Source organism: Phenylobacterium sp., assembly GCF_035475775.1.
In the GTDB taxonomy this organism is placed as follows: Bacteria; Pseudomonadota; Alphaproteobacteria; order Caulobacterales; family Caulobacteraceae; genus Phenylobacterium.
Window position 1 is genome coordinate 17,591 of sequence record NZ_DATIMC010000029.1, and the last position, 17,652, is coordinate 35,242.

The window sequence follows — 17,652 nt, forward strand, 5'->3', positions numbered from 1 at the left end:
GTCAGTACCCTTTGGCGGCCGCCAGCTCCTCGAGACTGACCTGCGGCCGCGGACCGTAGTGCGAGATCACTTCCGCCGCGGCGAGCGAGCCCAGCCGGCCGCATGCAAGCAGCGGCCGCCCCCTCGCCAGGCCGAACATGAACCCGGCGGCGTATTGGTCGCCCGCGCCGGTCGTGTCCACGACTTTTTCCACCGGCTCGGCGGCGACGGAGAGCCGCGCGCCACGGTCCAGGACGACCGAGCCGCGCTCGCCGCGGGTCACGGCGGCCAGACTGACGAGAGGGCGAAGCGCCTCGACGGCGCGATCGAAGCTGGCGGTCTCGAACAGCGCGGTGATCTCGCTCTCGTTGGCGAACAGCAGGTCGACCTGGCTCTCGATGAAGCCCTTGAGCGCGCCCCGGTGGCGTTCGGCCACGAAGCTGTCGGACAGCGTGAGCGCGATCATCCGCCCCGCGCCGTGCGCCAGGGCTGCGGCCTTGGCGAAGGCGCGCCGCGCGGCCTTGGCGTCGAACAGATAGCCCTCCAGGTAGACGATCCTCGCGGCCTCGACCACCGCCGGGTCGACGTCATCGTCGCCGAACATGACCGAGGCGCCCAGGTAGGTGCACATGGTGCGCTGGCCGTCGGGCGTGACGTTGATCATCGAGACCGCGGTGGCCGGGCCCTGCTCGAGCGGGGCGTTGGTGAAGCAGGCGCCGATCGCGGCCATGTCGTGGGCGAAGACCTGGCCCAGCTGGTCGTTGGCGACCTTGCCGAGGAAGGCGCCCTTGCCGCCGAAGCTCGCCAGCCCGGCGACGGTGTTGGCCGCCGAGCCGCCGGAGGCTTCGAGCCCGGGCTGCATCTTCGCATAGAGCGCCGCCGACTGCTGGGCGTCGACCAGCATCATCGCGCCCTTGGTCAGCCGGTGCTCGTCGAGGAATTCGTCGGTCGCCGGCGCGATCACGTCGACGATGGCGTTGCCGATCGCGGCCACGTCATAGAGCTCGGGCATCGCAGGGGCTTTCCTCGGCCGGGACCTTGCGGGCGACTTAGAGCGGCCGGGCCGATTTGTCAGCGCCCCACGAACAGATGCCGGCTGGGGCAGAGGTCGGCGACGGGACAATCGTCGCACCTTGGCCGGCGCGCGGTGCAGGTGTAGCGGCCGTGCAGGATCAGCCAGTGGTGGGCGCGGGTGAGGTAGGGCTCGGGCGCGACCGCCAGCAGGTCCTGCTCGACGCGCTCGGGGGTCTTGCCGTTCGAGAGCCCCAGGCGGTGGGCGACGCGGAACACGTGGGTGTCGACGGCGATGGCGGGCTCGACGCCGAGCTCGTTCAGCACCACCGAGGCGGTCTTGCGGCCGACGCCGGGCAGGGCCTGCAGCTTCTCGCGGTCCAGCGGGACCTCGCCGCCATAGGCCTCGACCAGGATGCGGCTGAGCGCGATGACGTTCTTGGCCTTGGTGTTGAAGAGGCCGATCGAGGCGATGAACGGCTTCAGGCCGGCCTCGCCCAGGGCCAGCATCTTGGCGGGCGTGTCGGCGACCCCGAAGAGCCTTTCCGTCGCCTTGTTCACCGAAACGTCCGTCGCCTGGGCCGAGAGGACGACCGCCACCAGCAGGGTGAACGGGCTCGCGTAGTCGAGCTCGGTCCTGGGATCGCTTTCCTGGGCCTCGAAGCGGGCGAAGATCTCCGCGATCCGCGCCTGTTCGGCCGCGGTCAGGCGCTTCTTCGCGGGCTTCCTGGCGGGCTTGGCCATGGAGCCCTCTAACATCTCCGCTCATCCCCGCGGAAGCGGGGATCCTGACCGCGTCGCAGCTGAACCGCCGCTTGGATTCCCGCCTTCGCGGGAACGAGCGGGTGGAGTGATGCGAGCTTGCGAATTATCGTCGGAGCCGATGACCGAGGCCGTCTACATGGACGCCGAGATCCGGGCGAACCGGTCGCTGTCGGAGCGCGGCTTCATCGTGCTGATCGCGGTCGTGACGCTGGCGAACTGCGCCAGCGCGGCGGTGTTCGTGGCCATGGGCGCGACCTTCGTGCCGATCTTCCTGGGCATCGACCTGCTGGCGGTCATCGTGGCCTTCCTGGTCAGCTTCCGGGCCGGCAAGCGCATCGAGCGGGTGCGGGTGACCAGCCGCGACGTGCGCGTCGTGCAGGAGACGCCCAGGTGGTCGCGGGTGATCTGGGAGAGCCCGACGGCCTTCACCCGGGTGCACGTGGAACGGGACGAGGGCCGGGCGACCGCCCTGAAGCTGGCGCTCTCCGGACGCGAGCTCGCCGTCGCCGTCGCCCTCAGCCCGCGCGAGCGCGGCGAGTTCGCCCAGGCCCTGGAACGCGCCATCTGGCAGGCCAAGCGCGAGCGGGGGTGAACTCCCTCCCCATCAAGGGAGGGAGCTAGAGGATGAAGCGGCTGAGGTCGGCGTTGCGGGCGAGTTCGCCGATGCGGGCGGCGACGTAGTCGGCGTCCACGGTGAGGGTCTCGCCGGCCCGGTCGGCGGCGGCGAAGCTGATCTCCTCCAGCACCTTCTCGAGCACCGTCTGCAGGCGGCGCGCGCCGATGTTCTCCACCGCCCCGTTGACTTCGACGGCGGCGTCGGCCAGCGCATCGATGGCCTGTTCGGTGAAGGCGAGCGTCACGCCCTCGGTGGCCAGCAGCGCCTGGTGCTGGCGGATCAGGTTGGCCTCGGGCTCGGTGAGGATGCGGCGGAAATCCTCGCGGGTCAGCGCCTTCAGCTCGACCCGGATCGGCAGCCGGCCCTGCAGCTCGGGCAGGAGGTCCGAGGGCTTGGCGACATGGAAGGCGCCCGAGGCGATGAACAGCATGTAGTCGGTCTTCACCTGGCCGTACTTGGTGGCCACGGTGGTCCCCTCGATCAACGGCAGCAGGTCGCGCTGCACGCCCTCGCGGGAGACGTCGGCGCCGGCCCGCTCGCGGCTGCCGGCCACCTTGTCGATCTCGTCGATGAAGACGATGCCCTCCTGCTCGGCGAGCTCGAGGGCTTCCTGGGTCAGCGCCTCCTGGTCCAGCAGCTTGTCGCTCTCTTCGGCGATCAGCGGGGCCCAGGCGCCGGCGACGGTGGTCTTGTGGGTCTTGGTGCGGCCGCCGAACGCCTTGCCCAGCATGTCGCCGAGGTTCAGCACGCCCATGGCCGCGCCGGGCTGGCCGGGGATCTCCATCATCGGCAGCGCCTGGCCGGAATCGGCGACCGTGAGCTCGACCTCCTTGTCGTCCAGCTCGCCCGCCCGCAGCTTCCTGCGGAAGGCCTCGCGGGCGGCGACCGAGCCCGGCCCGGTGAGCGCGTCCAGGATCCGCTCCTCGGCGGCGGCCTCGGCCGTGGCGCGCACGCCGGCGCGGCGCTTGTCCTTGACCATGGCGATGGCGTTCTCGACCAGGTCGCGGACGATCTGGTCGACGTCGCGGCCGACGTAGCCGACCTCGGTGAACTTGGTGGCCTCGACCTTCAGGAAAGGCGCCTGGGCCAGCCGCGCGAGCCGGCGGGCGATCTCGGTCTTGCCGACGCCGGTGGGCCCGATCATCAGGATGTTCTTCGGCGTCACCTCGTCGCGCAGGTCCTCGGGCACGTGGCGGCGGCGCCAGCGGTTGCGCAGCGCCACGGCCACGGCGCGCTTGGCCTCCGGGTGGCCGACGATGAAGCGGTCGAGCTCGGAGACGATCTCGCGGGGGGAGAACTCGGTCATCGCTCAGACCGTCTCAATGACCAGCTCGCGGTTGGTGTAGACGCAGATGTCGGCGGCGATGGCCATGGCCTTGCGGGCGATGGCCTCGGCGTCGAGAGCGGAGTCCAGCAGCGCCCGGGCGGCGGCGAGCGCGAAGTTGCCGCCGGAGCCGATGGCCGCCACCCCGCTCTCCGGCTCCAGCACGTCGCCCATGCCGGTCACGGTGTAGATCTCGGCCTGGTTGGCGACGATCAGCATGGCCTCGAGCCGGCGCAGGTAGCGGTCGGTCCGCCAGTCCTTGGCCAGGTCGACGCAGGCCCGGGCCAGCTGCTCGGGATACTGCTCGAGCTTGGTCTCCAGCCGCTCGATGAGGGTGAAGGCGTCGGCCGTGGCGCCGGCGAAGCCCGCGACCACCTTGCCGCCGGCCAGCCGGCGCACCTTGCGGGCGTTGCCTTTCACGATGGTCTGGCCCATCGAGACCTGGCCGTCGCCGGCGATCACCGTCTTGTCTGCCTTGCGGACCGCCAGGATGGTGGTGCCATGCCAGGCGGGCGGCGGGGCGGAGGGATCGTTCGCCATGGCAGGGCATGTGGCCAGGGCGGGGTGAGAGGTCAAGCCGGATGGTGTTCACCGACGTCGAGATCGAGCGCTACGCCAGGCACCTGGTGCTGCGCGAGGTGGGCGGCCCGGGCCAGCAGAAGCTGAAGGCCGGCAGCGCGCTGATCGTGGGCGCGGGGGGCCTGGGCTCGCCTGCCGCGCTCTATCTGGCGGCGGCCGGGCTCGGCACCCTGATCCTCGCCGATCCCGACGAGGTCGACCTCTCCAACCTGCAGCGGCAGGTGATCTACACCGAGGAGGACCTCGGCCGCGCCAAGCCGGAGGCCGCCGCGGACCGGCTGGCGGCGCTGAATCCGCACATCTTCGTGGCCGGCTACAACGGCGCCTTCACCGACGACACCGCCGATGAGCTGGTCACCGGCGTCGACGTGGTGCTCGACGGCACCGACGACTTCGCCACGCGGTTTGCGGTCAACGCGGCCTGCGTGCGGATGGGCAAGCCGCTGGTCAGCGGGGCGATCGGCCGCTGGACCGGGCAGGCCGGGGTGTTCGCCGGTCGCCCTTGCTACCGCTGCCTGGTGCCGGAGATCCCGCCCGAGGCCGAGACCTGCTCGGTGGTGGGCGTGGTGGGCGCCCTTGCCGGGGTGATCGGCTCGCTGATGGCGCTGGAGGCGATCAAGCTGCTCACCGGGGCGGGCGAGCCGCTGACCGGGCGGCTGATGATCTATGATGCGCTCGCCGGCCAGACGCGCACGGTGCGCGTGGCGGCCGACCCGGAATGCCCGGTCTGCGGCGGCGCCGAGGCATGACCGCGCCGCTGGTCCCGGAGCTCGACGTCGGCGACCTCGACCGATCGATCGCCTTCTACGTGGGCGTGCTCGGCTTTTCGGTGCGCCACCAGCGGCCGGAGGAACGCTTCATCTACCTGGAGCGTGAGGGCGCCGAGCTCATGCTGGAGGCGGCGGCCGGGCCGGGGCGGCGGTTCCGCACCGCGCCTCTCGAGCCGCCGTTCGGGCGGGGGATCAACCTGCAGATCCGGGTCGCGGACGCGGCGGGCCTGCTGGCGCGGGTCGAGGCGGCGGGAGGCGCCCCGCTGATCCCGCTCGAGACCCGCTGGTATCGCGCGGGCGAGGTCGAGCGGGGCAACCGACAGTTTGTCGTCGCGGACCCCGACGGGTATCTGCTGCGCTTCTACGAGGACCTCGGGGGGCGGCCGAGCCAGGAGACGAGCTGATGGACCAGGACGCCTTCACCGCCGTGGACGCCTACCTCGTGGAGGCGCTGATCGACCGCGACGAGATCCTCGACCAGGCGCTGTCGGACGCCCGCGCCGCCGGCCTGCCGATGATCAACGTCGCGCCGAACCAGGGCAAGCTGCTGGCGATCCTGGCCGAACTGGTCGGCGCGCGGCGCATCCTGGAGATCGGCACCCTGGCCGGCTACTCGGCGATCTGGATGGCGCGGGCGCTGCCGCCCGACGGCCAGCTGGTCACCCTGGAGTACGAGCCGAAGCACGCCGAGGTGGCCCGGCGCAACATCGCGCGCGCCGGGCTCGCCGAGCGCATCGAGATCCGGGTCGGCGCGGCGCTGGAGAGCCTGCCGCACGTGAGGGGTCCGTTCGATCTGGTGTTCATCGACGCCGACAAGCCCTCGAACCCCGACTACTTCGAGTGGGCGCTGAAGCTGTCGCGGCCGGGCGGGCTGATCGTGGTCGACAACGTGGTGCGCGGCGGCGGCGTCGCCAATCCGAAGGGCGACGCCTCGGCGCGCGGCACGCGGCGGATGTTCGAGATCATCGCCGCCGAGCCCCGCGTCACCGCCACCGCCGTGCAGACCGTGGGCTCCAAGGGCTGGGACGGCTTCTGCCTGGTGCGCGTGCTGCGGTAGCCGCTGGTTCCTCCCCCAACAGCGGGAGGTGGCCCAAAGGACCGGAGGTTTCAGCAGGAGCGCTTGGGATGAAACGCCCTCAGTCGCTCCGCGACAGCTCCCCCTGAGGAGGAGCAACTGGACTACAGCATCTGCGGCAGCACGCGGTCGGGGGGCTTGTGGCCGTCCATCCAGGTGCGGATGTTGATGATCACCTTCTCGCCCATGTCGATGCGGCCCTCCAGCGTCGCCGAGCCCATGTGCGGCAGGAGGACGGCGTTGGGCAGCTTGAGCAGCTTGGGGTTGATGGTCGGCTCGAACTCGAAGACGTCGAGGCCGGCGCCGGCGATCTTGCCCTGCTCCAGCAGGTCGGCGAGCGCCTGCTCGTCGATGATCTCGCCGCGGGCGGTGTTGATCACCACCGCATGCGGCTGCAGCAGCTTCAGCCGGCGGGCGGAGAGCAGGTGATAGGTGGCCGGCGTGTGCGGCGAATGCACCGAGACGATGTCCACCCGGGCCAGCATCTGGTCGAGGCTCTCCCAGTAGGTCGCCTCCAGCTCCTCGGCGATGCGCGAGGAGACCGGCTTGCGGTTGTGGTAGTGGATCTGCAGGCCGAAGGCCCGGGCGCGGCGCGCGACCGCCTGGCCGATCCGGCCCATGCCGATGATGCCCAGCCGCTTGCCGGTGACCCGGCGGCCCATCATCCAGGTGGGGGTCCAGCCGGTGAAGGCGCCGGCCTGCACGGCCTGCGCGCCTTCCAGGATGCGCCGCGCCACCGCCATGATCAGCGCCATCGTCAGATCGGCGGTGTCCTCGGTGAGCACGCCCGGCGTGTTGGTGACCGCGATCCCCCTGGCGAACGCGCCCGGGACATCGATGTGGTCGACGCCGACCCCGAAATTGGCGATCAGCTTGAGCTTGTCGCCGGCTTTGGCGAGCAGCGATGCGTCGATCTTGTCGGTGATGGTGGGGGCGAGCACGTCGGCGCGGCCGACCGCGTCCTCCAGCTGGGCGCGGGTGAAGGGCTGGTCGGCGACGTTCAACTCGGCGTCGAACAGCTCCCGCATCCGGGTCTCCACCGGATCCGGCAGTTTGCGCGTGACGATGACTTTCGGCTTGCGGGCGGCCATGGCGGACTTGAAAAGGAGACCTCGGGCGTCGCGCCGCTTCGCGTGGCGCGCTCTGGTTCAAGAACCTCTAGCAAAGGGTCCATGGGCGGCCAAGGCGAGGCTCGCGTGAAGCATGTGAGGCGAAGGCGCAGGCGCGCCTCGCGGCGGGCCGCGGCGCTGGGCCTCGCCCTGGCGATCTTGGGCGCGGCCGGCGGGGTCGCGGCGCGCGAGGAGCGCAGCACGCCCTCGGGCCTGCCGGTGCCGCGCTACGTCTCGCTGAAGTTCGACCGGGTGAACGCCCGCGCGGGACCGGGCGACGACCACCGGCTGCTGTTCGTCTATCGCGTCAAGGGCCTCCCCGTGCAGGTGGTGGCCGAGACCTCCGAGTGGCGGCGCGTCTGCGACCCGGACGGCGCGCTGGTGTGGGTGCACAAGCGCACCACCGACGGGCGGCGCATGGCGATGAACACCCAGGCGAGGCCGGCGCCGCTCCTGCGGCGGCCGCGGCCGGGCTCGGCGACCGTGGGCTACCTGAACCCGCGGGCGCTCGCGGCCTTGGACCGCTGCGACAAAGGCTGGTGCCGCGTGCACGTGGACGGCGTCGGCGGTTGGGCCAGGGAAGGCGAGCTGTGGGGCACGGCGGCGGCGGCGCAATGCCGTTGAGGGGGCCTGGCGGCTCGTGCTAGGGGCTGCGCCTCACGACGGAAGAGCGCCATGACCGGGCCCAAGGCCAAGGATCACTACGATTACGAGGAACTGCTCACCTGCGCCCGCGGCGAGATGTTCGGCCCGGGCAACGCCCAGCTGCCCGCGCCGCCGATGCTGCTGTTCGACCGTATCGTCAAGATCAGCGATGCGGGCGGCGCGCACGGGCTCGGCTACATCGAGGCCGAACTCGACATCCGGCCGGAGCTCTGGTTCTTCGACTGCCACTTCCTTGGCGACCCCGTCATGCCCGGCAGCCTGGCGCTCGACGCCATGTGGCAGCTGGTGGGGTTCTTCCTGGGCTGGATCGGGGGAGAGGGGCGCGGCCGGGCGCTGGGCTGCGGCGCGGTGAGGTTCGGAGGCGAGGTGACGCCCGAGAAGAAGATGGTGGTCTACAAGATCGACATGAAGCGCGTGATCAACCGCCGGCTCGTCCTCGGCATCGGCGATGCGGTGCTGGAGGCCGACGGCGAGCCTATCTATCGGGCGGAGGATCTGCGCGTGGGCCTCAAGCGTCCGTAAGCCAGCGGAGGTTCTGTCATGCGCCGGGTGGTCGTCACCGGATTGGGCGTGGTCTCCTCGATCGGCGCCAACGCCAATGAGGTGCTGGCGTCGCTGAGAGAGGCGAGGTCGGGGATCGTCGCGGCGCCGGAGTACGCCGAGCTCGGCTTCCGCTGCCAGGTGCACGCCGCCCCGCAGATCGACTGGGAGGCGATGGTCGACCGGCGCGCCGCGCGATTCCTGGCCCAGGGGACCGCCTTCGCCCACATCGCCATGGAGCAGGCGATCGCCGATTCGGGCCTGGAGCCGGCCGAGGTCTCGAACGAGCGGACGGGCCTGATCGTCGGCTCCGGGGGGCCCTCCACCCGCTCGATCGTGGAAGCCGCCGAGACCACCCGGACCAAGGGGCCCAAGCGGGTCGGCCCGTTCGCGGTGCCCAAGGCGATGAGCTCGGGCCCCTCGGCGACGCTCGCCACCTGGTTCAAGATCCGCGGCCTGAACTTCTCGATCTCCTCGGCCTGCGCCACCTCCACCCACTGCATCGGCGTCGCCTACGAGCAGATCGCGATGGGCAAGCAGGAGGCGGTGTTCGCCGGCGGCGCGGAGGAGCTCGACTGGACGCTGTCGGTGCTGTTCGACGCCATGGGAGCCATGTCGACGGGCTTCAACGACCGGCCGGCGGTCGCCTCGCGCGCCTACGACAAGGACCGCGACGGCTTCGTGATCGCCGGCGGCGCCGGGATCGTGGTGCTGGAGGAATATGAGCGGGCCAAGGCGCGCGGCGCGAAGATCTATGGCGAGATCGTGGGCTATGCGGCCAATTCCGACGGCTTCGACATGGTGGCGCCCTCGGGCGAGGGCGCGGCGCGCTGCATGCGGCTGGCGATGCCCGCCGACGGCCGCAAGATCGACTACCTCAACACCCACGGCACTTCGACGCCGGTAGGCGACGCCAAGGAGATGGAGGCGGTGCGCGCGGTGTTCGGCGACCGCGCTCCGATGATCTCGTCCACCAAGTCGCTGACCGGCCATAGCCTGGGCGCAGCCGGCGCGCAGGAGGCCATCTACTGCCTGCTGATGCTCAACAACGGCTTCCTCGCCGAGAGCGCCCACATCGACAACCTCGATCCCGCCTTCGAGGGCCTGCCGATCCTGCGATCGCGGCGCGACGGCGCCGTCGAGACGGCGATGTCCAACAGCTTCGGGTTCGGCGGGACGAACGGCTGCTTGGTGATGAGCCGGGTGTGAGCTCCCTCTCCCCAGCGAAGACCTGGGAGAGGGTAGGGTGAGGGCCGGCGCGTGCAGCGGTCTCGCGCCGGATGCGAGCCCGAGGGCCCTCGACCTGTTATCCGGCGCCAGCCCAGCCGGCCCTCACCCTACCCTCTCCCGCTGCAGCGGGAGAGGACGTCAGACCTTCGCTTCCCCGTACAGATCCAGGTGCTGGCGCTCGAGCTCGGTGGCGTAGCGGCGGGTGACGTAGGCCTCGCCGACCAGGCCCAGCACGTGGCCGTCCTCGTCGACCACCGCCAGGTCCTCGGCCTCGGCGGCGTCGAAGGCCCGCATGATGGCCTCGATGTCCTGGTCGGGGCGCAGCGTCGCCTCGCGGTTGATCGCCAGCTCGGAAACCACGGCCTCGGGCGCGACGTCGTCGGCGAAGGCCGCGGCGGTCAGCACGATCCCGGCGTAGCGGCCGGTCGCATCGATCAGGACCACCCGGGTGGTCGAGCCCAGCGGGAAGCGCCGGCGGAATTCGGCGACGCTGGTCTCCGCAGCGATGGTGCGCACGTCCTGGCGCATCATCCGCCCGGCGGTCAGCGAGCGCATCCAGCCCACGTCGCGGGCCGAGCGGATGGTCTCGCCGCGCAGGTGCAGCCGCCAGGTCGAGAAGGAGTAGCCGAACCGCTCGCGGACCACGGTGGAGGCGATCAGGGCGGCGGCGAGCGTCGCGGCCGCGACCCCGAAGTCGCGCGTCGATTCCAGCACCAGGAAGCTCATGGTCAGCGGCCCGCCGATGACCGCGACGGCGAGCGCACCCATGCCGACCAGGGCGGCGTTCTGCGTGGAGAGGTGCTCGGCGAGCGGGGTGAAGGCCAGCAGCTTGGCGTAGATCTGGCCGAGCAGGGTGCCTAGGAACAGCGAGGCGAAGAACAGCCCGCCCCGGAAGCCGAAGCCGAGCGCCGTCATCGAGGCGAGCGTCTTGAGCAGGAAGATGGTGGCGAGGAAGCCGATGGTCGCGCCGCCGAACGCCAGGTCGAGGTGCAGCGCGCCGTGGCCGGCCGACATGGTCTGCGGCGACCACAGCGCGTAGGCGGCGAGCAGGAAGCCGCCGATCATCGGGCGCAGGTAGCTCGGGAAGGGCAGACTGCGGACCGCCTGATCCACCCGCGCGGTGATGTGCATGATGGCCACGCCGACCAGCGCGCAGACCAGCCCCAGCCCGGCATAGAGCATGTAGGCCGCCACGTCGGGCGCCTTCTCGGTCTGGATCTGGATCGAATAGGGGATGCCGCCCAGCGCCTGGGAGGAGACCACGCTCGCCAGGCAGGCGGCGGCGACCGGCGCGATCGCCGAGGGCGTGTAGGAGCCGATGACGATCTCGAAGGCGTAGAAGGCGCCGGTGAGCGGCGCGCCGAACGCCGCCCCGATGGCCGCGCCGGCGCCGGCCCCGACCAGGATGCGCATGTCGTGGCGGCGGAGCTTCAGCTTGCGGCCGAGGAAGGAGGCGGCCGCGCCGCCCGCCTGGGCGTAGGCGGCCTCCAGCCCGACCGATCCGCCGACCCCGTTGGAGATCAGCGTCTGGGCGCAGACGATGGCGGAATCGACCAGCGGCAGGGCCCCGCCGTGCAGGGCGTTGGCCTCGACCACGTCGACCAGCGGCGCCGACCTGCGGCGCGCCACGGCCCAGGACAGGAGCCCCAGCGCCGCCCCGCCCACCGGCAGCCACAGGCTCTCGATGAGCGTGATGTGGGCGCTCGCCGAGAGGTGCTCCTCGAAATCGATGTGGTAGAGCGTCATCTGGACGGAATGGGCGATCCGCACCTGCAGGACCGCCAGCGAGCCCGCCGCCGCCCCGACCGCCACGGACAGCACGATCAGCCACAGCTCGCTGACGCGCAGCCGCCGGCGCATGTCCGCCAGCATGCGGGCGGGCCTCGGGCGGAACACATGGGTCAGCTCGGCCATGGGAATCCGGTGCGCCCGGCGCGATTCGGCTGCCGCGGCCTGGCCATATCGCACTGATCCGCCCCGGAATTGAAGCGGCGCCGGAGGCTTGCCTTACCCCGCCCGCCCGTCCACAAACCCGCGCTTGTGGGTTTCAGCGCCAAGGGAGAGCCGAGGTGGCGGACGAACTGACCCTGCCCAAGGGCGAGCTGATGAAGGGCAAGAAGGGGATCGTCACCGGCGTGGCGAACCACAACTCGATCGCCTGGGGCATCGCCTCGCAGCTGGCCGCCCAGGGCGCGGAGATCGCGCTGTTCTACCTGCCGGACATGGAAAAACGCGTGCGGCCGCTGGGCGAGAGGCTGGGCGTCAAGACCATGGCCCCCGCCGACGTCAGCGACGACGCCTCGATGGACGCCGCCTTCGGCGCGGTCGAGACGGCGTTCGGGAGCATCGATTTCTTCGTCCACGCCATCGCGTTTGCGCCCAGGGACCAGATCGCCGGCTCCTTCGTGGAGAACGCCACGCGGCAGGGCTTCCTCACCGCCATGGACATCTCGGCCTTCTCCTTCGTCGACTGCGCGCGGCGCTCGGCCCGGCTGATGCCGAACGGCGGCTCGATCCTCACCCTGACCTACATGGGCTCCGAGCGGGCGATCCCGAACTACAACACCATGGGGGTGGCCAAGGCCGCGCTGGAGGCCTCGGTGCGCTACGCGGCCCGCGACCTGGGGCCGAAGGGCATCCGCGTCAACGCGGTCTCTCCGGGCGCCATGCGCACCCTGTCGCTGGCCGGCATCCAGGGCGGGCGGGCCATGCTCGCCAAGGGCCGCGCGCTCTCGGCGATGAAGGAGGAAACCTCGATGGAAGGCGTGGCGGGCGCGGCGCTGTGGCTGCTCTCCGACCTCGGCCGCTCGACCACCGGCGAGGTCGTCCACGTCGACGCCGGCTTCCACATTATGGGCTTCGTGGAGGACGAGGAGGGGTAGGCCTTCACGCCCCGTACAGCTTCAGGAACTGCGCCGCCGCCGTGCGCGCGATGCGGTCGGCCTCCGCGTCGTCGAGCTCGGCGAGCGCTCCGAACAGGGCGGCCATCTGGCGGGTGGCGACCACCAGGCCGGAGAACACTTCGGCGGCGGCCAGCGGGTCTGGGCAGTTGAGGCGCCCGACGCGGGTCTCGGCCTCGACGAAGCTCGCGAAGCGGCGGCGGTTGGCGAGCGGCCCCGCCTCGTAGATGGTCGCCGGCACCTCCGGCAGCTCGGCGGCGTGCGCCATGGCGGTGCGCATCAAGGCGATGGTGCGCGGATTGAGCACGCCGCGCATCAGGGCCCGAGCATAGGCCGCGAGCGTCTCCTCGATCTGCTCGAGCGCGCCGGGGCCCTCCAGGGGCGCGGTCATCTCGCTGACGCGGCGCGCGCACATGGCCCGCACCAGGTCGGCCTTGCAGCCGTAGTGGTTGTAGACCGTCTGCTTGGAGACCCCGGCGCGGCGGGCGATCTCCTCCATGGACGCTCCGGCGCCACGCTCGGCCAGCACCTCGAGGGCGGCGTCGAGAATGGCCTCGGTCTTGGCGAGATCGATCTGGCCGGCCAGGCGGGGCATCAGTGGGCGCCCTGCGGCTGGGGCGCCTGGATCGAGCCCTTGGAGGCGAAGAAGGCCAGCCCCACGGCGCCCCAGCAGGCCAGCGACAGGAACATGAAGGCGTCGCCGAAGCTGAGGGTGGCCGCCTGCTTGTGCATCAGGAACCACATGGCCTTGCGCGCCGCGCCGCCGGGATCGGAGAGCCCGCCCCGGCCCATCATCTGGATCAGGCCGTCGAGCATGCCCTGGCTGGCCGGATTGGCGATGCTGACCGCGCTCGTCAGGTCGGCCATGTGGTAGGCGGTCTGGTTGGTGAGGATCGTCGAGAGCGCCGCCAGGCCGATCGCACCGGCCACGTTGCGAACCAGGTTGAGCAGTCCCGAGGCGTCCTTCATCTGGCCGACCGGCAGGGTGGAGACGGTCATCTGCTGGGAGGCGATGAGCGCGATCATCGAGCCGACGCCACGGACGATCTGCAGGGTCATGAACTCGCCGAACCCCCACTGGTCGGTGATCCGGGCGGCGAGTCCGATGCTCCAGGCGGTCAGGCCGAAGCCGACCGCCAGGCAGATGCGCGCATCCGAGCGGCGCACGAAGCCGCCGATGGTCGGGGCGCAGATGAACATGGTCAGCCCGGAGACCAGCATGGTGGTGCCGACCTGCGCCGAGGAGTAGCCGCGGATCTGCCCCAGGAACAGCGGCAGCAGGAAGGTGCCGCCGAACAGGCTCATCCCCGAGACGAACACCATCAGGATGCCGAGGATGAAGTTCTTGTCGCGGAACGGCTTCAGCGAGACGATCGGCTGCGCGTAGGTGAGCTGCCGCCAGACGAAGGCGATCCCCGCCAGCCCGGCCGTCACGCTCAGCCACAGGATCGCATCGTCCTGGAACCAGCTGTCGCGGGCGCCTTCCTCCAGCACGTACTGCAGCGAGAGCAGGAAAAGGGCCATCAGGCCGAGGCCCGTCCAGTCGACGCCCTTGGCGAGCTTGGGGTCGCCCTTGTCGAAGCCGCCGTAACGGCTGACCAGGAACACCACCAGGAACCCCACGGGCACATTGATGAAGAACAGCCAGCGCCAGGAGAGCGCCTCGGTGAGGTGGCCGCCGAGCGTCGGGCCGATGGTCGGGGCGAGCGTCACGATGGAGCCCACCACGACGTTGGCGAGGGTGCGCTTCTCCGGCGGGAAGACGGTCATGGCCGTGGCGAACACCGGGGGGATCATCGCCCCGGCCGCCAAGCCCTGCAGCGCGCGGGTCGCGATCATCATGCCGACGCTGGAGGAGAGGCCGGTGGCGACCGAGGTGGCGATGAAGGCGAGCGAGGCCACCACGTAGAACGCCCGCGTGCCCCACATCTTGGTCAGGTAGGCGGTGAGCGGCATGATCACCACCTCGGCCAGCAGGTAGATGGTCTGAACCCAGCTGATCTCGTCGTTGGTGGCGCTGATGCCGGCCTGGATCTGCACCAGCGAGGAGGCGACGATCTGGATGTCCAGCATGGCCATGAACTGACCGAGGATCATCCCGCCGAAGCCCAGGAAGACCCGCGTCCAGTCCACCGGCCGGCCATCGGCGCCGAGCTCGACGGAGGCCGCCGCGGCGGCCGGGTTCAGCCCCTGGGACGGGATCGCGGCCTCGGCCATGGGATCAGTCGCCGCGGCGGGCGAGGCGGATGTCGCCGGCCGCAGCGCCCGCCTCGGCGAAGCTCGGGCCGGTGTTGCGGGTCACGTCGACCTTGACGTTGACCGACAGCCCGGGCCGGAGCGCTCCGGCGTAGAATTGGGCGCGGTCGACGGCGATCTTCACCGGCAGGCGCTGGGCGATCTTGGTGAAGTTGCCGACCGCGTTCTCCACGGGAATCAGCGCGAACTCCTGACCGGTGGCCGGCGCGAAGCTCTGCACGCGACCACGGATGGCCCTGTCGCCGAACGCGTCGGCCCGGATCTCCACCGGCTGTCCGACGCGGAGCCGGGCGACCTGGGTCTCCTTGAAGTTGGCGACCACATAGGCCTCGGAGAGCGGAACGATGCTCATCAGCACGCCGCCGGGCTGGACGTACTGGCCGAGCCGCACGGCGCGCGCACCCACCACCCCGGCCACGGGGCTGCGGATCTCGCTGCGGGAGAGGTCGATCCGGGCCTGCTCGACGGCGGCGCGCGCGGCGTCCAGCTGGGCGAGCGTCTGGGCGCGCGCCGAACCCAGCGACTCCGACGTACGCCGCTCGGCCTCCAGCGTCGCCTGCGCCTGGGCGACGCCCGCCGCGGCCTCGTCGTCGGCCGCCCTGGCGCTCTGCGCGCGCTGCGGCGGCACCCAGCCCTTGGCGGCCAGCGCGCCGTAGCGGGCCATCTCCGCGCGGGCGAAGGTGGCCTGCGCCCGGGCGCTCTGCACGCTCGCCGCACGCTCGCCGATCATCGCCTGCTCCAGGCGCGCCTTGTCGTCGACCTGGCGCACCGCGGCCTGCAGCGCCTGGGCGTTGGCCTGCGCCTGCGCGAGCCGGGCCGCGATCGGCGCGGGATCGATCCGCACCAGGAGCTGGCCGGGCTGCACGGCCTCATTGTCGGCCACGGCCAGCTCGGTGACATAGCCGTCCACCTGCGGGGCGACCGTCACCTTGTCGGCCTCGACGAAGGCGTTGTCGGTCTGTTCGTAGTGCTGGCGCTCCAGCCACCAGGCGCCGCCGCCGATGGCGACGCCGAGCGTCGCCGCGCCGCCGGCCAGGACCGGAATCCATCGACGCCTCGGAATTCCCGCCATCGCCGCACCCAGCTCCAACAATGGACCTTCGACCTAGGGGATGGGAGCGCGCCAGCTCGGCCGCAAGGCAAAAGTGGACGTATGGGTCTAAAAATCATCCGCTGGACGCGCGGGCGCGATCGTGGCTCATCGCGGGCATGAGCGACGAGGCCGACGTGATCATCGCGGGTGCGGGCATCGCCGGCGCCACCCTGGCCCTGGCGCTCGCGAAGTCGGGCCTGGCGCCGGTGCTGATCGACCCGGTGGTGTTCGACGCCCAGGTGGCGCCGAGCTTCGACGGACGGGCGTCCGCCATCGCCTTCGCCGCCTATCGCCAGTGGCGCGCGCTGGACGTGGCCTCGGCGCTCGATGCGCACGCCCAGCGTATCGAGCAGATCCTGGTGACCGACGGCCGCAGGCCCGGCGCCTCGGCCGGCCCGCCGCCCCCCGTCTTCCTGCGCTTCGACGCCGCCGAGATCGCCGACCGCTCGGAGGGCGAGCCGCTGGGCTATCTGCTGGAGAACCGGCGCATCCGCGCCGGGCTGGCCGAGGCGGTCCGCCGGGCGGGCATCGAGGTGCTCGCGCCGGCGCGGGTGGCGGCCCTGGAGACCGGCCCGCGCGCCGCGACCGTGCGCCTGGCCGACGGCCGCGCGCTGTCCGCGCCGCTGGTCGTGGGCGCCGAGGGCCGCGGTTCGGTGGTTCGCGAGCAGGCGGGCCTGGGCGTGATCGGCTGGGACTACGGCCAGACCGGGGTGGTGGCGACGGTGAAGCTGGAGCGGCCGCATCGCGGGGTCGCCCACGAGTTCTTCCTGCCGTCCGGCCCGTTCGCCATCCTGCCGCTCACCGAGGACCGGGCGAGCCTGGTCTGGACCGAGAGCGCCCGCCGCGGCGCGGCCCTCAAGGCGGCCCGGCCGGAGATGTTCCACGCCCATCTGCAGCGCCGGTTCGGCGAGTTCGTGGGCGAGGCCCGGGTCGAGGGGCCGGTGTTCACCTATCCCCTGAGCCTGCAGCTTGCCGAGCGGCTGACGGCGCCGCGCGTGGCGCTCTTGGGCGATGCGGCCCACGCGGTGCACCCGATCGCCGGCCAGGGCCTGAACCTCGGGCTGAAGGGGGCGGCGGCGCTGGCCGAGACCATCGTCGAGGCCAGCCGGCTCGGCGAGGACATCGGCTCGACGGCGGTGCTCGAGCGCTACGCCCGCTGGCGGCGCTTCGACGTCGCGACGCTCTCGGCCGGCATGGACCTGTTCGTGCGCCTGTTCTCCAACGACCAGCCGCTGCTGCGCGCCGTGCGCGGCGCCGGCATGGCGGCGGTGAACCGCATGGGTCCTGCGCGGCGGTTCTTCATGCACGAAGCCGGCGGCGCGGCAGGCGACCTGCCGAAGCTGCTGAGAGGGGAGCGGTTGTGATTCCCTCCCTCAATGGGGAGCGACAACCGGCGCGCAGCGACGGCAGGTGGGGAGGTCGCGATCATCCGCGAGATCACAGATTGATCCATAATTCCCCACCCTGACCGCTTCGCGGTCTGTCCCTCCCCATCAAGGGAGGGACCTTCACTCCCCGTCGGTCAATTCGCGGGCCTCTTCCGGCAGCATGATCGGCACGCCGTCGCGGATCGGATAGGCGAGCCTGGCCGAGCGGCTGACGATCTCGCCCTTCGCGCGATCGTAGACCAGCGGCCCGTGGGTCAGCGGGCAGACCAGCACCTCCAGGAGGCGCGGATCGACCTCGACCTGCGGGCCGGCCTCGGCGCCGGGATCGGCGGTCTCGCTCATACCGAGCCT

General features: G+C 71.4%; 19 protein-coding genes. 9 read left to right on the forward strand and 10 right to left on the reverse strand.

The window, feature by feature from the left end:
- Nucleotide 1: 1 nt before the first annotated feature.
- A complete protein-coding gene (locus tag VLI41_RS03460; protein ID WP_325266661.1) occupies nt 2-991 on the reverse strand; it encodes an adenosine kinase in 990 nt (329 codons plus the stop codon).
- 59 nt (nt 992-1,050) lie between these two features.
- Nucleotides 1,051-1,734: an endonuclease III gene (nth, locus tag VLI41_RS03465; RefSeq protein WP_325266662.1), complete on the reverse strand. Its 684-nt coding sequence runs from the start codon at nt 1,732-1,734 to the stop codon at nt 1,051-1,053.
- Between the two features lie 139 nt (nt 1,735-1,873).
- Here nth and VLI41_RS03470 point away from each other — a divergent pair, with 139 nt between their 5' ends.
- Nucleotides 1,874-2,347 (forward strand): DUF2244 domain-containing protein, encoded by a 474-nt coding sequence (locus tag VLI41_RS03470; protein ID WP_325266663.1) that lies wholly within the window; start codon nt 1,874-1,876, stop codon nt 2,345-2,347.
- A 25-nt stretch (nt 2,348-2,372) separates the two neighbouring features.
- Here the strand turns inward: VLI41_RS03470 and hslU are convergent, their stop codons facing one another.
- Both hslU and hslV read right to left on the reverse strand, forming a co-directional pair.
- Complete coding sequence (gene hslU, locus VLI41_RS03475; RefSeq protein ID WP_325266664.1) at nt 2,373-3,677, reverse strand: ATP-dependent protease ATPase subunit HslU; 1,305 nt, start codon at nt 3,675-3,677, stop codon at nt 2,373-2,375.
- A gap of 3 nt (nt 3,678-3,680) precedes the next feature.
- The gene (gene hslV, locus VLI41_RS03480; RefSeq protein ID WP_325266665.1) at nt 3,681-4,271 is read right to left on the reverse strand and encodes an ATP-dependent protease subunit HslV; all 591 of its coding nucleotides are present in this window, start codon (nt 4,269-4,271) and stop codon (nt 3,681-3,683) included.
- Nucleotides 4,272-4,276: 5 nt separating this feature from the next.
- Between hslV and VLI41_RS03485 the strand changes: the two genes are divergently transcribed.
- The 3 genes from VLI41_RS03485 to VLI41_RS03495 are packed head-to-tail and all read left to right on the forward strand — an operon-like array spanning nt 4,277 to nt 6,101.
- Nucleotides 4,277-5,023, forward strand: coding sequence for a molybdopterin-synthase adenylyltransferase MoeB (locus VLI41_RS03485; RefSeq protein ID WP_325266666.1), 747 nt, complete (start codon nt 4,277-4,279; stop codon nt 5,021-5,023).
- Complete coding sequence (locus VLI41_RS03490; protein WP_325266667.1) at nt 5,020-5,448, forward strand: VOC family protein; 429 nt, start codon at nt 5,020-5,022, stop codon at nt 5,446-5,448. The genes VLI41_RS03485 and VLI41_RS03490 overlap by 4 nt, the downstream gene beginning before the upstream one ends.
- Entirely contained in the window at nt 5,448-6,101 is a 654-nt protein-coding gene (locus tag VLI41_RS03495) for an O-methyltransferase (RefSeq protein WP_325266668.1), read from the forward strand. Before VLI41_RS03490 ends, VLI41_RS03495 begins: the two co-directional genes overlap by 1 nt.
- Nucleotides 6,102-6,223: 122 nt before the next feature.
- On the opposite strand, the gene VLI41_RS03500 is transcribed toward VLI41_RS03495, so the two are convergent.
- Complete coding sequence (locus VLI41_RS03500) at nt 6,224-7,210, reverse strand: D-glycerate dehydrogenase (protein ID WP_325266669.1); 987 nt, start codon at nt 7,208-7,210, stop codon at nt 6,224-6,226.
- Between the two features lie 105 nt (nt 7,211-7,315).
- Here VLI41_RS03500 and VLI41_RS03505 point away from each other — a divergent pair, with 105 nt between their 5' ends.
- Genes VLI41_RS03505 through fabB form a run of 3 tightly spaced genes read left to right on the forward strand, consistent with a single transcriptional unit; the run spans nt 7,316 to nt 9,643 of the window.
- Complete coding sequence (locus VLI41_RS03505; protein ID WP_325266670.1) at nt 7,316-7,852, forward strand: SH3 domain-containing protein; 537 nt, start codon at nt 7,316-7,318, stop codon at nt 7,850-7,852.
- A gap of 51 nt (nt 7,853-7,903) precedes the next feature.
- On the forward strand, nt 7,904-8,416 hold the full coding sequence (gene fabA, locus VLI41_RS03510; RefSeq protein ID WP_325266671.1) for a 3-hydroxyacyl-[acyl-carrier-protein] dehydratase FabA: 513 nt from the start codon (nt 7,904-7,906) through the stop codon (nt 8,414-8,416).
- A gap of 18 nt (nt 8,417-8,434) precedes the next feature.
- A complete protein-coding gene (fabB, locus tag VLI41_RS03515; RefSeq protein ID WP_325266672.1) occupies nt 8,435-9,643 on the forward strand; it encodes a beta-ketoacyl-ACP synthase I in 1,209 nt (402 codons plus the stop codon).
- A gap of 159 nt (nt 9,644-9,802) precedes the next feature.
- Here the strand turns inward: fabB and VLI41_RS03520 are convergent, their stop codons facing one another.
- Entirely contained in the window at nt 9,803-11,578 is a 1,776-nt protein-coding gene (locus VLI41_RS03520; protein WP_325266673.1) for a chloride channel protein, read from the reverse strand.
- Between the two features lie 191 nt (nt 11,579-11,769).
- On the opposite strand from VLI41_RS03520, the gene VLI41_RS03525 reads away from it, so the two are divergent.
- The gene (locus VLI41_RS03525; RefSeq protein WP_414692520.1) at nt 11,770-12,546 is read left to right on the forward strand and encodes an enoyl-ACP reductase FabI; all 777 of its coding nucleotides are present in this window, start codon (nt 11,770-11,772) and stop codon (nt 12,544-12,546) included.
- A 4-nt stretch (nt 12,547-12,550) separates the two neighbouring features.
- Here VLI41_RS03525 and VLI41_RS03530 read toward each other — a convergent pair whose 3' ends face one another.
- From VLI41_RS03530 to VLI41_RS03540, 3 genes are read right to left on the reverse strand one after another with little or no spacing between them, the layout of a single operon-like run.
- Nucleotides 12,551-13,159: a TetR/AcrR family transcriptional regulator gene (locus VLI41_RS03530; protein ID WP_325266675.1), complete on the reverse strand. Its 609-nt coding sequence runs from the start codon at nt 13,157-13,159 to the stop codon at nt 12,551-12,553.
- Entirely contained in the window at nt 13,159-14,781 is a 1,623-nt protein-coding gene (locus VLI41_RS03535; protein ID WP_325266676.1) for a DHA2 family efflux MFS transporter permease subunit, read from the reverse strand. The genes VLI41_RS03530 and VLI41_RS03535 overlap by 1 nt, the downstream gene beginning before the upstream one ends.
- A gap of 4 nt (nt 14,782-14,785) precedes the next feature.
- Nucleotides 14,786-15,892 (reverse strand): HlyD family secretion protein, encoded by a 1,107-nt coding sequence (locus VLI41_RS03540; protein WP_325266677.1) that lies wholly within the window; start codon nt 15,890-15,892, stop codon nt 14,786-14,788.
- 137 nt (nt 15,893-16,029) lie between these two features.
- Between VLI41_RS03540 and VLI41_RS03545 the strand changes: the two genes are divergently transcribed.
- Nucleotides 16,030-17,277: a UbiH/UbiF/VisC/COQ6 family ubiquinone biosynthesis hydroxylase gene (locus tag VLI41_RS03545; RefSeq protein ID WP_325266678.1), complete on the forward strand. Its 1,248-nt coding sequence runs from the start codon at nt 16,030-16,032 to the stop codon at nt 17,275-17,277.
- Nucleotides 17,278-17,421: 144 nt separating this feature from the next.
- Here VLI41_RS03545 and VLI41_RS03550 read toward each other — a convergent pair whose 3' ends face one another.
- A complete protein-coding gene (locus VLI41_RS03550) occupies nt 17,422-17,643 on the reverse strand; it encodes a Trm112 family protein (protein WP_325266679.1) in 222 nt (73 codons plus the stop codon).
- Nucleotides 17,644-17,652 lie beyond the last annotated feature (9 nt).

Bases quoted from the DNA above. Each gene is read 5' to 3' on its own strand.
- hslU (WP_325266664.1), bottom strand. From the start codon at position 3,677: ATGACCGAGTTCTCCCCCCGCGAGATCGTCTCCGAGCTCGACCGCTTC.
- VLI41_RS03525 (WP_414692520.1), top strand. From the start codon at position 11,770: ATGAAGGGCAAGAAGGGGATCGTCACCGGCGTGGCGAACCACAACTCG.
- VLI41_RS03490 (WP_325266667.1), top strand. From the start codon at position 5,020: ATGACCGCGCCGCTGGTCCCGGAGCTCGACGTCGGCGACCTCGACCGA.
- VLI41_RS03535 (WP_325266676.1), bottom strand. From the start codon at position 14,781: ATGGCCGAGGCCGCGATCCCGTCCCAGGGGCTGAACCCGGCCGCCGCG.
- fabA (WP_325266671.1), top strand. From the start codon at position 7,904: ATGACCGGGCCCAAGGCCAAGGATCACTACGATTACGAGGAACTGCTC.
- VLI41_RS03545 (WP_325266678.1), top strand. From the start codon at position 16,030: ATGAGCGACGAGGCCGACGTGATCATCGCGGGTGCGGGCATCGCCGGC.
- VLI41_RS03500 (WP_325266669.1), bottom strand. From the start codon at position 7,210: ATGGCCGCCCGCAAGCCGAAAGTCATCGTCACGCGCAAACTGCCGGAT.
- VLI41_RS03460 (WP_325266661.1), bottom strand. From the start codon at position 991: ATGCCCGAGCTCTATGACGTGGCCGCGATCGGCAACGCCATCGTCGAC.
- nth (WP_325266662.1), bottom strand. From the start codon at position 1,734: ATGGCCAAGCCCGCCAGGAAGCCCGCGAAGAAGCGCCTGACCGCGGCC.
- VLI41_RS03485 (WP_325266666.1), top strand. From the start codon at position 4,277: ATGGTGTTCACCGACGTCGAGATCGAGCGCTACGCCAGGCACCTGGTG.
- VLI41_RS03530 (WP_325266675.1), bottom strand. From the start codon at position 13,159: ATGCCCCGCCTGGCCGGCCAGATCGATCTCGCCAAGACCGAGGCCATT.
- VLI41_RS03520 (WP_325266673.1), bottom strand. From the start codon at position 11,578: ATGGCCGAGCTGACCCATGTGTTCCGCCCGAGGCCCGCCCGCATGCTG.
- VLI41_RS03540 (WP_325266677.1), bottom strand. From the start codon at position 15,892: ATGGCGGGAATTCCGAGGCGTCGATGGATTCCGGTCCTGGCCGGCGGC.
- VLI41_RS03550 (WP_325266679.1), bottom strand. From the start codon at position 17,643: ATGAGCGAGACCGCCGATCCCGGCGCCGAGGCCGGCCCGCAGGTCGAG.
- fabB (WP_325266672.1), top strand. From the start codon at position 8,435: ATGCGCCGGGTGGTCGTCACCGGATTGGGCGTGGTCTCCTCGATCGGC.
- VLI41_RS03470 (WP_325266663.1), top strand. From the start codon at position 1,874: ATGACCGAGGCCGTCTACATGGACGCCGAGATCCGGGCGAACCGGTCG.
- VLI41_RS03495 (WP_325266668.1), top strand. From the start codon at position 5,448: ATGGACCAGGACGCCTTCACCGCCGTGGACGCCTACCTCGTGGAGGCG.